14 protein-coding genes are annotated in these 12002 nt (G+C 50.6%); 12 read left to right on the top strand and 2 right to left on the bottom strand.

The genetic code is table 11. From position 1 onward, the window contains the following. The first annotated feature begins 2 nt into the window (after positions 1-2). The 6 genes from ACFSOY_RS15895 (at position 3) to spoVM (ending at position 4819) form a co-directional block, all read left to right on the top strand. The gene (locus tag ACFSOY_RS15895) at positions 3-761 is read left to right on the top strand and encodes a Stp1/IreP family PP2C-type Ser/Thr phosphatase (RefSeq protein ID WP_386048373.1); all 759 of its coding nucleotides are present in this window, start codon (positions 3-5) and stop codon (positions 759-761) included. Then, positions 758-2734, top strand: a complete 1977-nt coding sequence (pknB, locus tag ACFSOY_RS15890; protein WP_386048243.1) for a Stk1 family PASTA domain-containing Ser/Thr kinase — start codon at positions 758-760, stop codon at positions 2732-2734. Before ACFSOY_RS15895 ends, pknB begins: the two co-directional genes overlap by 4 nt. 31 nt (positions 2735-2765) lie before the next feature. Further along, positions 2766-3647: a ribosome small subunit-dependent GTPase A gene (gene rsgA / locus ACFSOY_RS15885; RefSeq protein ID WP_386048241.1), complete on the top strand. Its 882-nt coding sequence runs from the start codon at positions 2766-2768 to the stop codon at positions 3645-3647. Positions 3648-3651: 4 nt separating this feature from the next. Beyond that, positions 3652-4302 (top strand): ribulose-phosphate 3-epimerase, encoded by a 651-nt coding sequence (gene rpe, locus ACFSOY_RS15880; RefSeq protein WP_386048239.1) that lies wholly within the window; start codon positions 3652-3654, stop codon positions 4300-4302. Between the two features lie 224 nt (positions 4303-4526). Then, positions 4527-4697 (top strand): hypothetical protein, encoded by a 171-nt coding sequence (locus ACFSOY_RS15875; RefSeq protein WP_386048237.1) that lies wholly within the window; start codon positions 4527-4529, stop codon positions 4695-4697. Positions 4698-4735: 38 nt separating this feature from the next. Next, positions 4736-4819 (top strand): stage V sporulation protein SpoVM, encoded by an 84-nt coding sequence (spoVM, locus tag ACFSOY_RS15870; protein WP_157729682.1) that lies wholly within the window; start codon positions 4736-4738, stop codon positions 4817-4819. Between the two features lie 81 nt (positions 4820-4900). Here spoVM and ACFSOY_RS15865 read toward each other — a convergent pair whose 3' ends face one another. Beyond that, positions 4901-5089, bottom strand: a complete 189-nt coding sequence (locus ACFSOY_RS15865) for a tyrosine-type recombinase/integrase (RefSeq protein WP_386048371.1) — start codon at positions 5087-5089, stop codon at positions 4901-4903. Between the two features lie 1216 nt (positions 5090-6305). Here ACFSOY_RS15865 and ACFSOY_RS15860 point away from each other — a divergent pair. The 5 genes from ACFSOY_RS15860 (at position 6306) to ACFSOY_RS15840 (ending at position 10805) form a co-directional block, all read left to right on the top strand. Continuing rightward, complete coding sequence (locus ACFSOY_RS15860) at positions 6306-6812, top strand: hypothetical protein (protein ID WP_386048236.1); 507 nt, start codon at positions 6306-6308, stop codon at positions 6810-6812. A gap of 2 nt (positions 6813-6814) precedes the next feature. Then, positions 6815-8326 (top strand): hypothetical protein, encoded by a 1512-nt coding sequence (locus ACFSOY_RS15855; protein WP_386048234.1) that lies wholly within the window; start codon positions 6815-6817, stop codon positions 8324-8326. A gap of 16 nt (positions 8327-8342) precedes the next feature. Then, positions 8343-9026 (top strand): DUF4376 domain-containing protein, encoded by a 684-nt coding sequence (locus tag ACFSOY_RS15850; protein ID WP_386048232.1) that lies wholly within the window; start codon positions 8343-8345, stop codon positions 9024-9026. Positions 9027-9655: 629 nt separating this feature from the next. After that, positions 9656-10402 (top strand): hypothetical protein, encoded by a 747-nt coding sequence (locus tag ACFSOY_RS15845; RefSeq protein ID WP_386048231.1) that lies wholly within the window; start codon positions 9656-9658, stop codon positions 10400-10402. A 16-nt stretch (positions 10403-10418) separates the two neighbouring features. Further along, positions 10419-10805 (top strand): hypothetical protein, encoded by a 387-nt coding sequence (locus ACFSOY_RS15840; RefSeq protein WP_386048229.1) that lies wholly within the window; start codon positions 10419-10421, stop codon positions 10803-10805. Between the two features lie 367 nt (positions 10806-11172). On the opposite strand, the gene rpmB is transcribed toward ACFSOY_RS15840, so the two are convergent. Further along, entirely contained in the window at positions 11173-11364 is a 192-nt protein-coding gene (gene rpmB, locus ACFSOY_RS15835) for a 50S ribosomal protein L28 (protein ID WP_386048227.1), read from the bottom strand. A gap of 268 nt (positions 11365-11632) precedes the next feature. On the opposite strand from rpmB, the gene ACFSOY_RS15830 reads away from it, so the two are divergent. Further along, the gene (locus ACFSOY_RS15830; protein WP_386048226.1) at positions 11633-11998 is read left to right on the top strand and encodes an Asp23/Gls24 family envelope stress response protein; all 366 of its coding nucleotides are present in this window, start codon (positions 11633-11635) and stop codon (positions 11996-11998) included. Positions 11999-12002: the final 4 nt, after the last annotated feature.

Here is a 12002-nt window from a genome sequence, read left to right as displayed (position 1 = left end):
TGATGGAGATGCAGTATGCGGCGAGAACTCACATTGGGCTCGTTCGTCAACTCAACGAAGACAGCTATGCGGTGGAGGCAGGTCTGCGTCCGTACGGCGTAGCAGTTGTAGCAGACGGAATGGGCGGTCATCTTGCGGGTGAGGTGGCAAGTTCTCTGGCGATTGAAACGGTTTTAACCCAGCTTAAAAATTCATCATTCGAGGCGGAAACAAACGATGTTTCCGATCTGCTCGTCGACGCGATGCAGGTGGCAAACCGCATCGTGCACGAGCGCGCTTCCACTTCGTCTGGACTGAGCGGAATGGGGACAACGCTCGTTGTGGCGCTGTTTGATGAGCGGGAGTTCTATCTCGGCCACATCGGTGACAGCAGAGCGTACCTTTTTCAACAGGGTGAGTTGGTGCAGCTGACCGACGACCATACGCTGGTCAACGAGCTGTTTAAAAATGGGCAGCTCACAGAGGAAGAGGCGAGCGCTCATCCGCAGCGAAACATTGTGACGCGTGCGGTCGGCACCGATGAGACGGTGCAGGCAGACCTTCATCATCGGACGTGGGCAGAAGGCGATATTCTGCTGATCTGTTCGGACGGTCTGACCAACATGGTGCAATCGGACGTTTTGTCAGACATTTTGTCGGGAAGCGATCAGCTGGAAGCGAAGGTCGATGCGCTGATCGATCGCGCGCTGGCAGCCGGAGGTCACGACAACATCACCGCTGTAGCCTTACATAATCTGTCGGAGCGAGGTGAGGCGCGTTGATCGGACGAAACCTTGGTGATCGTTACGAAGTGATCGAACGGATCGGCGGCGGCGGAATGGCCGTGGTCTATCGGGCGTTGGACACGTTGCTCAACCGCCACGTCTCGATCAAAGTGCTCCATGCGCAATTTTCGACAGATGAAGATTTTGTTCGCCGCTTTCGGCGGGAAGCGCAGGCGGCAGCTTCCCTCTCGCATCCAAACGTGGTCAACATCTATGATGTTGGGCAAGAGGGGGCGGACTATTATATTGTCATGGAGTTTGTCGACGGTCTGACGCTCAAAGAGGTGATTCAAGACCGCGCTCCGCTTCCGGTGGCCGAAGCGATCGACATCTCCAAACAGATCTGCTCGGCGCTCGGACACGCGCATGAGAACAATATCGTCCACCGGGATATCAAGCCGCACAACATCCTGATCGGCAAGGATGGTCGGGTGAAGGTGACCGACTTTGGCATCGCCCGCGCGATCACCTCCAACACGATCACGCAGGAAGGCTCTGTGCTGGGATCTGTCCACTATTTCTCACCGGAACAGGCGAGAGGCGGCATCACCGATGTCAAGTCGGACATCTATTCGCTCGGGGTCGTGCTCTATGAGATGCTGACCGGTGAGCTTCCCTTCTCGGGGGAAACGCCGATCTCCGTCGCGCTCAAACATCTGCAAGACCATTTTGTCGAGCCGCGTCAGATCAATCCCGCCTTGCCGCAGTCGGTTGAGAACATCATTTTGAAGTCGCTCGCCAAAGATCCTGGCGTTCGCTATCAGAGCGCGCGGGAGATGGGGCGCGATCTGGAGAAGGCGTTGCTCTATCCGAATGTGGCGAAGTTTACCGCTCCGCTCTTCGATGAACAGAGCACGATCCAGATGCCAGCCGTCGGGCTGCGCAGCAACAAAACGATCCCGGCCGCCGGGCAACCGCAGGAAGCGAAAGAGGCTCCTGTGAGCGGCGAACCGACCAAAGTCCCACAAGCGGAGGAAGCGGACGGAACGAAAAAGAAGAAAAACTTTTGGCGGCCGGTGATCTGGCTGTTTGCAATCTTCCTGCTCCTCGGCGTCGGTGCGGTCACCGCGTACACGCTCGTCACCAACTACATGGGTGAAAAGGACGTGACGATGCCCGACGTCGTCGGAAAGTCGTACGATGATGCGGTCAAGGATCTGCTCAACGCAGGCTTGGATATAAACAACATCAACAAAGAAGAGGAATTTGATGCGGAGAAACCGGCTGGAACTGTGGTCAAGCAGGACCAGTACGGTGGCAAGACGATCAAGGCCAACCGCGAAGTGACGCTGACCGTCTCCAAGGGGGCGGAGCAGGTGGAGATGCCAACTGTCACCGACCTCAGCAAAGAGAAGGCGCTGGAGAAGCTCAAGCAGGTCGGAATCGGCGCTGACAACGTCACCTTTAAAGAGCAAGAGGACAAGAACAAGACGGCAGGCTCTGTCCTCGCGCAAAATCCGGAGACCGGCGTGATGGTCAACAAAGATACGAAAGTAACGCTGACGCTCGTCAAAGCGATCGAAAAGGTGAAAGTCCCGCAACTGGTCGACATCTCGCTCGCCGATGCAAAAGCAAGGCTCACTTCGGCCGGCTTCACCGTCGGGGAAGTGATCACGCAGTTCTCAAACGATGTCGCGGAGGGCAAAGTGATCGCCACCTCGCCTTCCTACACGCCTGGCACAGAGCTTGCCAAAGGGGAGACGATCTCGCTCGTCGTATCGAAAGGTCAAAAGGATGAGCCGAAGAAGAAGTCGTACGATGTGCAGATCCCGATCGAAGAAGGCGAGAAGAAAAAGGTGAAGATCGTGCGCAACGATGCTCAGGGCAGCGCAGTCGTCGTGGATGAAACGATCGAATCTGACAAAACGTTTCGCGTGGAGCTGACCGTCAAGAAGGGTGAGCTGGCGTCGATCAAAGTGTACTTGGACGGTAAAGAAGAAAGGACGATTCCCGTATCGTACGAAGATTAATCTTGAATTTTCGAAAGGTTACGGTGGCCATATGCCGGAAGGAATCATCACCAAAGCAATTTCAGGGTTTTATTACGTGCAATCGGAAGATGTCGTGCGCAGGTGCAGAGCGCGCGGCGTCTTCAAAAAGCAAGGGATCACACCTCTGGTCGGCGACCGGGTGAACTTCACGCCGATCGGCAGTGAAGAAGGGGTGGTCGAAGAGCTCTTTCCTCGCCAAAACGAACTGGTTCGCCCGCCGATCGCCAACATCGACCAATGCGTGCTGACCTTCTCCAGCAGAGAGCCAGATTTCAACTCCAAGCTGCTCGATCGCATGATCGTACAGGTGGAGCGCGAGAGCTTGGATGCGGTGATCGTGTTGACCAAGGTGGACTTGATGGAAGACATCGAGCAGGCGGAAGCTTGGTTGCATCCGTACCGGGAGATGGGCTATCTGACAGCAGTTGTCTCCACGCGGACGGGCAGAGGTGTCGAAGAGGTTCGTTCGCTGCTTCGCGGCAAGCTGTCCGCCCTGGCAGGCAACTCTGGGGTCGGCAAATCGACGCTGCTCAACACGCTTGTGCCAGGGCTCAACCTGACGATCGGGGAAATTTCGCAAAAGCTTGGGCGCGGGCGACATACGACGCGTCACTCGGAGATCTTTCGCATCTTTGAGGAGACGTATGTCATCGACACGCCGGGCTTTGCCACCCTCGAATTTGCCGGTATGGAGCCGCAGATTCTCCAGCAGTGTTTTCGCGATGTCTGGGAGCTGTCGCAAGCGTGCAAGTACAGAGGTTGCCTGCATGAGCGCGAGGACGGTTGTGCGGTGCGTGAGGCAGTGCAGGCGGGGCGAATGAACGGAGACCGCTATCAGCACTATCTGGAGTTTTTGGCAGAGGTAAAAGAGGCAAAAGAACGGAGGTACTAACCGCATGGAGATCAAAATAGCACCGTCGATCCTCTCTGCCGACTTTTCGAAGTTGGGGGAGGAGATTCGCTCGGTGGAAGAGCTTGGGGCCGATTTGATTCACGTCGATGTGATGGACGGCCACTTCGTGCCAAACATCACGATCGGGCCGCTGGTTGTCGAAGCGATCAAGCCGCACACGAAACTGCCGCTTGACGTGCATTTGATGATCGAAGACCCGGATCGTTACATTCCGAGCTTTGTCCAGGCGGGCGCGGACATCATCACCGTGCATGTGGAAGCGACTCGTCATCTGCATCGGACTTTGCAATTGATCCGTTCCCACGGTGTCAAAGCGTCTGTCGCGCTCAACCCGCATACGCCCGTCTCGATGATCGAGCATGTGCTGACCGATCTGGACATGGTGTTGCTGATGACGGTCAACCCGGGCTTTGGCGGGCAGAAGTTCATTCCGAACGTTCTGGAAAAGATCAGCGAACTGCGCCGCAAGCTCGATGCGATGGATCTGCACCATGTTGAGATCGAAGTGGATGGCGGGATCAATCAGGAGACTTCTCGCTTGGTGCGCGAAGCGGGGGCGAACGTGTTGGTCGCTGGCAATGCGGTATACAATGCGCCCGATCGCGGCGCTGCCATTCGCAACATTCGGGGCTGAAGTAGCTTTGAACTGAAAATCGCGCCTGTCCTCACGTCTAAAGCCTTTTTCACGGCATAGGATGTACTAACGGGAGGGCGGTTAACGGTCACTCCCACGCTGTGTAACATGCGACGGGGTGGCCGTTTTTTGTTGCACAAATAGAACTCATACGAATATATATAATACCGTACCGTCGAAACATGGGCGAAAGTCTAGGCGGGCGAGGAGAGGGTGGCTCAACTTTGATCGGATACCGCAGGCGCAGTTTGAGAATGGGGGCGAAGCGAGGCGTCGGGATTGCGATTGCTGGATGCGGGCTGTATCTGACCGCTCGTTACCTCCCGCCTGAAATGTGGGTATCTCTGATCGGCCTTTCCCTGATCTGGACCGGATGGCTCCTGTTCAAGGATTGAAAGCGCGCAGGCTGAACTAATAACAAGGGGGGGTCACTTTGCGATTTTACACGATAAAGTTGCCTCGCTTCCTCGGCGGAATCGTCAAAGCGATGTTAAATGCATTCCAGAGGGAAAAGTAAACTGTTGAAAAAAACCCTTGGTAGAAAAGGGTTTTTTTCTCTAAGTGAGCTGCCTTGCTAACATTTTGCTAACCATTGACTCTAAATCGATGCGTTTTGTAATATTTCGCCCCATTTGTCACTCGCTACTTTTTTCCGATCTTGCAGAAAGTGAGTGTAGGTGCTGAGCGTTATAGAAGGGTTAGCATGACCTAGTCTCGTTGCTACGCGGGTGATCGGTACGCCGGCCTTGATCAGCAATGATGCGTGAGTATGTCTGGTGTCATGCAGCGAAAAATCCGGTCGTCCAAAAGCTACGAACTCTTTCGGAACCAGAGTGACACACCAGTTTGCCCCATTGGGCGACCGTCTGGCGCTACAAATACCGGGCCTTTATCTCGGTGACGAGCGCCGAGTTTGATTTTTTGCTTGTTCCGTAGCTTGATTTGTCGCTGCAAAACACGGATTTCATTTTCATGGATCGTGATGGTTCGCCTGGTCGAATCGCTCTTTAGCGATTCCTGAACGACGGGCGGGCCTTGAATGCTTCGGACAACTGACTGACGGAAAGCACTAAAAGCTCTCCACGGCGCGCTCCGGTTCCAAAGGATAGAGTCGCCAAGTTCAAGTACACCTCGGTATTTTCGGCCTTTCTCTTGATATTTTCTCAATAGTGGAGATGTCTTTGCGCATAGCTCCGACACCCTGAAGCCTGTATTTGCTCCAAATTTCTTCGACATTTTTCTCGTGATGCCCAAGCTCTTTTACATGACTGTCCTATAATCCCTCGAATGAGACGGATTTCAAGTAAGATAACATCTCTTTTGGAGACATGATTACGAGTTCTGTTTTAGCAGTCCGAGGAAGCTCTACAAGATCGCACAGATTTTCATGTATTAACATTTGTCTCACAGCCTTTCTGAGAGCTCTGGAGAGCAACTTCAGATAAAGTCTGGCCGATGAAACACAAGCCTATTTCGTATCGTCTCATCCATCTCCTGCTCGATGTGATGAGTGTTGAGTTTCGCGATTTGTATATGATACGTGCTGCAAGAAGCAATCGAGTGCCAGCTACCGGTGGCTGGCACGTCGTTCGATATATTTGAGGATTGGGCAGAGGTCGGTATGCCGGCGAACAGGAATGGTGGTCTTTGATTGAAGACCAGATAAGGGAACAAGGTCGATCGATATATGTAGGGGTTAAGGATCAGCATCACTCCAAGGTGACACTCTTGGAGTTCATCTGGAGTCACATAGGAGTTTCTTCGGAGATTTGACCGCTCTTGACAAGGTAATATGGTACCAAGAAAGTCAGCCGACAATCTTCAAGGTGATGGCAGACACAACTGAATGGCAGACATCTGGTAGAGGCTCTTCACTTATGTGATGAGCTTTTTTGTTTGCCATCGGTTTTTCGAACAAAGGCGAAAGGAGGGAAGAAAAGATCGTGAATCAATGACCATAGGTCATTTGAGACAGTCGGAAAAATCAAGGAGGTGTAAGATACATGCCTTACCAAAGTAAAACTAACTGGAAATATGATGACGTGGTAACTGAACATGACTTGAACCGTATCGAGGGTGGAATCGTTGAGGCGCAGGAGAAGGTTAACTCTCACGCGAGTCGGACAGACAACCCGCACGGAGTTACACCCGAGCAGATCGGAGCGGAAACGCCCACCGGCGTGCAGGCGAAGGTAAATGCGCACGCAAATCGGACAGACAACCCGCACGGAGTAACTTGCGAACAGATTGGCGCCATTAGAGTCGACCCATTTGATGCGTTCCGTGATGACTACGACGCTATACAAGGGCTGTTCTGCACGGTAGAGTTGCGGCGAGCTGACGGCAAGCTTTATCAGAAGGCTGTCCAGTCTAACCCCGACACTAATGGGAAATATCAACGCCTGATGGTCAAAGAATACGATGAAACGGGTGAGGTTGTGATAAAAACCAAAAACTTAGAGCTGATTCATGATCCGAATGTGAAGTTTCCTTTATGGCGGGAGGTATAGGAATGAACGTGGGAACTTTTTTGAACCTTATGGGATACGGCAATAGATCCACAAACAACCAAGGCTTAATAAAGGAGTTTGTAAAAGGGGTCGCAACTCCTCAACGTGTCGCGCAAGTTCTTAATGACGGAACTTTGGCCGATTTGCCATTGAAAGATATGGCGAATTCGTTACCTACTGATCAAGCGGGGGTTGTGACAAATCCTTTAATCGGCGTGACTGGTTTGTGGCACAAAATCATTCAAATTGACGCGAAGCGATACGGGCTTCTGTACGCAGACACTCTGAATAGCAACTACCTAAGCTTTGTCATGATTCGATTCAACAATGACAGCACAACAACACTGTCGACAAAATATAACATCGTTTCTTCTGCTTCTGTTGGTATGGATATGTCAATGTGCATGGTGAGTGCTACGAAGCTTATGATTGTGTACACGTTAGGGACTACAATTTATCACAAGATTTATAACATCTCTGACGACCCTAATGATCTTTCTTTGGTTTCTCAATCCACAGGACTATTATATGACGCGACGGCGACTTCGAGTTTTCCAAATGTAAACAACCTTGGTGATGGGAAAATCTTACTTACTTTCATTCACGGTAGCAACTTACGTGGCATGGTAGTAACAGTCCCGGATAGCGGATCGCCAACTTTGGGGACGCCTACAAGCGCAACCACAGGTCTAGATCCTTACTATCTCATTGTGCGGGAACACATGGACGGAAACTTTTTTTGGGCATACGGGGGGTACCATTCAGGCAGCTCCACAGGTTCGTTATATGTCGGAAGCGTGATCTATAACCCTTTGAATGATACAATCACCTTTCCATCTGCACAGAGTCAACCATTTACACAAGCTCAGCCGAACCGACCTTTTGGCTTCGATTATCAGCCAATCGACAAGAAGACGGGGATTTTGTATTACTACCAATACTCGGCTAAGGTTGCAAAAGTGACCTTTGATGATTCGGGGGCCGTTTCAGGCAAAACAAATGAGCACCCGATAAACAACACAACCTCATTGGGTGTGAGTGGTGACGTTGGCTATTTTGTCGCGTGCTACGGAAACGATAGAATGCTTGTCACAAGAAGCGGGACGAAACTGAAAGGTTGGAACATCAGGTATGATCCTGCCGTCTCCCCTTTGCCGTATGCAACATCACCGGCAGTCACACTCGCGGCAAGTGAAGATATTCAGCAAATCATGCCTTGCCTACCTGACAAATTCGAAGGAAATCGGAAGAAAGTAAGGTTGTTCTATCTTCCGCCTCCTGGAAATACGCCAAAACATTTGTACGTTGAGGGATTCTACGGAAAGCCAATTGGTGTATGTCTGACCTCAAACACCGTCACAGTGCAAGGGATTTCGTCTAATCACAGTACCTTAAGTGCAGGTGAAACTTACTATTATGACACAAACGGATTAATCACAACCGACTCTAGGGGTATCCAAATCGGTGTGGCATTGTCTGATACTGATATTTTCATGAAAGAACCAATCATTTAGAGAGGAGATGGGTAACATGATGGTTTTAATCGCCAAGGAAACTAAAGTAGTAATTGCAAAAGGTGCAGAAATTCAAAGTCTGTCTTTTGGCTATCTAGTAGAGGGAGATAGTATTTACTCACCTGCTCAGGACTACAACGCCTATACGTTAGATGAAGTACATGCTGCTGAGATCAAGCCGCAAGAATACTGCTATGATTCAGCAACGGGCTTGTTCTACAAAAATCCCGACTATGTACCATATGTTTCACCAGAAGATCATATTAGGGAACTTGAGAATGAGATCGATAACCTTCGAAAGTTGACAGCTGACCAGCGATACAGAGATCTGGACTTGACAGTCACGCCACTCGAATGGATCAAAAAAGCAAAAATTGGCCAGTTGAACGAGGCATGCGAAGCCACGATCTTGCGAGGCTTTTCTTCCGCGACGACTGGTCATTTTTATTCCTTCGGTGTACACGATCAGACAAACTTCACACAGCAGATGCTCTTGCTTGTTGCGGGTACGACTGACGGGGATGTGACGTGGCAGACCGAGGATGAGGGAGAGGTCGACCATTCCATGAAACAGTTCCTAGCCGTTTGTGCAGAAGCGGAGCAACACAAGCGCACAAACATCCGTCAGTATCAAAAACTAAAAGCACAAGTAGAGTCAGCGGACACATGGCAGCAGGTGGATGCGATCTCATGGAACTGAACCTGGAGACATTAAACTCATGCGAGGCATAGACCAGCATCGATCGGTGCGTTTCGATGACGGCACATCAGATTCAGTTAGGAAGAGGTACGTCTCTTCCTAATCAAGAGAACAGCATATAAAAGACCCCGCTCGAACGATCCCTCTTGTGTAGACTGTAGGAAGCAAGTCCGCTTACTGTTACTACACAAGGGGGATTTTCTTTTGGAAAGACAGCGAGGAAACGGAAAACGTACTCACGGGAAATCAAGTTCATTGCGGTAAAGATGTAAAAGAATGGGCTATAAATCGGTCGCAAATGAGCTGCAGATCCCCGACCACAAAATGGTTAAGAAATGGGTCAAAAACTACAAAAGATGGGGATGGCTTAGCGGATCGCAGAGGAGAGACGAGCACATCGTTCACTGGTCGCCCGAGAAAAATAGGAGTCACTTCAGAGTTCTGGACTCTTAAGACAAAGTAATATGATATCAAGGAAGTCAGCCGGCAGTCCTCAAGGAGATGGCTGAAGCAAAACTGAATGGCAGACACTGGATAGAAGCTCATCACTCATGTGATGGGCTTTTTAGATTGTCATCAGCATTCCGAGCAAAGTTGAACGCCATAAAATCTAGGAGGTGTAAGATTGCATGTCATACCAGAGCAAAACCGACTGGCAGCATGATGAAGTGGTGACTGAGCAGGACATGAATCGGATCGAGGGCGAGATTGAGGAGTCCCACCAGCGATTGGATGCGCTGACTTCTGAGCAGATCGGCGCGGAGACACCAGCAGGTGCTCAGGTGAAGGTCGATGAGCACGCTGGTCGGGCGACTGGTGCACATAAGGCAAGTGCGATTCACATCGAGGATGCGGGCGGGCATTTTATCTCGACCGATGTGGAGGGTGCACTAACAGAGGTTTTTACGCATGGCGTTGATGGCAAAGCACAGGTTGCCGCTGCGATCAACGCCAAAGGAGGGACAGTACCAGGGAGTGCGCCTCACAGTTTCGCTGAGTTGGCGGCGGGGGTGGGGGGGATTGTAACGGGGAAGAGGTGGGCGAGCGGAACAGTGACGAGCTCATCAACTAACATTATTACTGTAAGGGGGCTTATGTTCAAACCATCCTTACTAATACTGTTCTGGAGAGGAGGACAAGAATACTACCGGAAAGTGTATCACCCTCATACTGATTTTCCAGTTTCGTATTATGAGTCTGGTACAGGCTGGGTGATGAAAAATATCAACCTCAATTGGGCGTTTGGGAGGGCAGATTCGTCTCCAGGTTTCAGTCCGGGGATCTGGCAATCAAATTACTGGACTATTTTTAATGATGGCTTTGAGACGTACATTGCCTTTTCGAATACAAGTGTCACTTGGTACGCCTACGAATAAAGGGAGGAGAAGAGCGATGCAAATCGGGCGGAAAATCTACTACGATAAAGCAATAGGCAACGTACTGGTGGACACGGGCGAGCGTTCAGGCAATGTGGTTGAAACCACGATCGAGCAGGACTTCGCCGCCTATTTTGCGCTGGCAGAACGAGTGCCAGAGACGGTAGGAATGCTACAACTCCAATACGGCGAGCACGCTGACAATTTCGCTCGCTACCTGTACCGGATCGATCCAGCAACTGAGACGATCATCTGGGACATGCACGGCGCGGGAATGGATCTTGATCAGTTCAAAGTGGAAAAATTCAGTAGCCCAAAGACCTCGCTTAGGCAGCTACTGACAAGGAGCGTCAATTTCGTTTCGAGTTGGAGGAACAGGCAGAGCCGAAAGAATAGCAAATGAAGACTCTGCGAATGATCGAGAAGTTCCTTCTAGGAGAGTTCATAGGCTTTCTGCTTCCTATAATGAGAGCAACATGAAAAAGACCCCGTTCGCTTGAGCGGGGTCTTTTTTGCTTTCAACAATCATGCATTTCATAGCATGTCATCACTAACTGCGTTGCTAACAAAGCAGCTAACAGTATGGGCAACGCGCCATGTCGCAGGATGATATCTGTTTCCTTATCCATCGCACTCAAACGAGACGGGGCAACAACGGAAAAGACGTTGTTTGAACAGGTGTCACGCTCCCGATCAAAGGAAAAGTAAAATAAAAAAGCACCTCGCGAGGTGCTTTTTTATTTGCAATGATTGCGGAAAGCGGGCGAATGTTAGATCGCGCGCTTTACTTTGCCAGCCTTCAGGCAGCGGGTGCAAACATTGATACGCTTTACAGAGCCATTGATGTTCGCGCGAACTTTTTGAATGTTCGGGAGCCAACGGCGTTTGGTCAGGATATGGGAGTGGGATACTTGGTTACCCGTTTTCGGGTCTTTCCCACAGATTTCGCAACGTTTAGCCACGAGCGTGCACCTCCTTAACAACATAGTCCCGAGACACATCGCGAGAATAAGAGCGATAGGTCGCAAATACTCAATTATCTTATCACACGCCCGTCCGACTTTGCAAGCGTTGATCAGCAAGTCGCTAACAATTTGCGGGAGAGCGAAGCGAGGGTCAGTTTGTTGAACAAACCTTAGCTCTCCTTAGCAATCCTGAGTTTACTTTCAAGGTTAGAATGTAGTAAACTTTAAGGTGCTACTGTTCGAGAACTACAGGGGGTGTGTCATCATGCCAAAAGACATTCGCAATGAACTGGGTACGATTACATTCGATGAGAACGTGATTGCCACTGTAGCTGGCTATGCAGCGCTTGATTGCTACGGTCTCGTCGGCATGGCGTCCCGCAAACAGGTCAAAGACAGCATCAGCGAACTGCTCGGTCGGGAGAATCTGGCACGCGGCGTGGATGTTCGTATACAAAATGATGATGTGATCGTAGATATGTATATCATCGTAAGCTACGGAACTCGAATTTCTGAAGTCGCACACAATGTCATGGACAAAGTGAAATACACGCTGGAGCACTTCTTAGGGCTGAAAGTAGAAAAGGTCAATGTGATCGTTCAAGGCGTTCGCGTGACCGGGGAGAGGTAAAAGG

The sequence above is a fragment of the Tumebacillus lipolyticus genome, assembly GCF_042682745.1.
Taxonomy (GTDB): Bacteria; Bacillota; Bacilli; order Tumebacillales; family Tumebacillaceae; genus Tumebacillus_A; species Tumebacillus_A lipolyticus.
The sequence above is the reverse complement of the archived record's forward strand: the minus strand, read 5'-3'. Positions and strand labels throughout refer to the sequence as shown.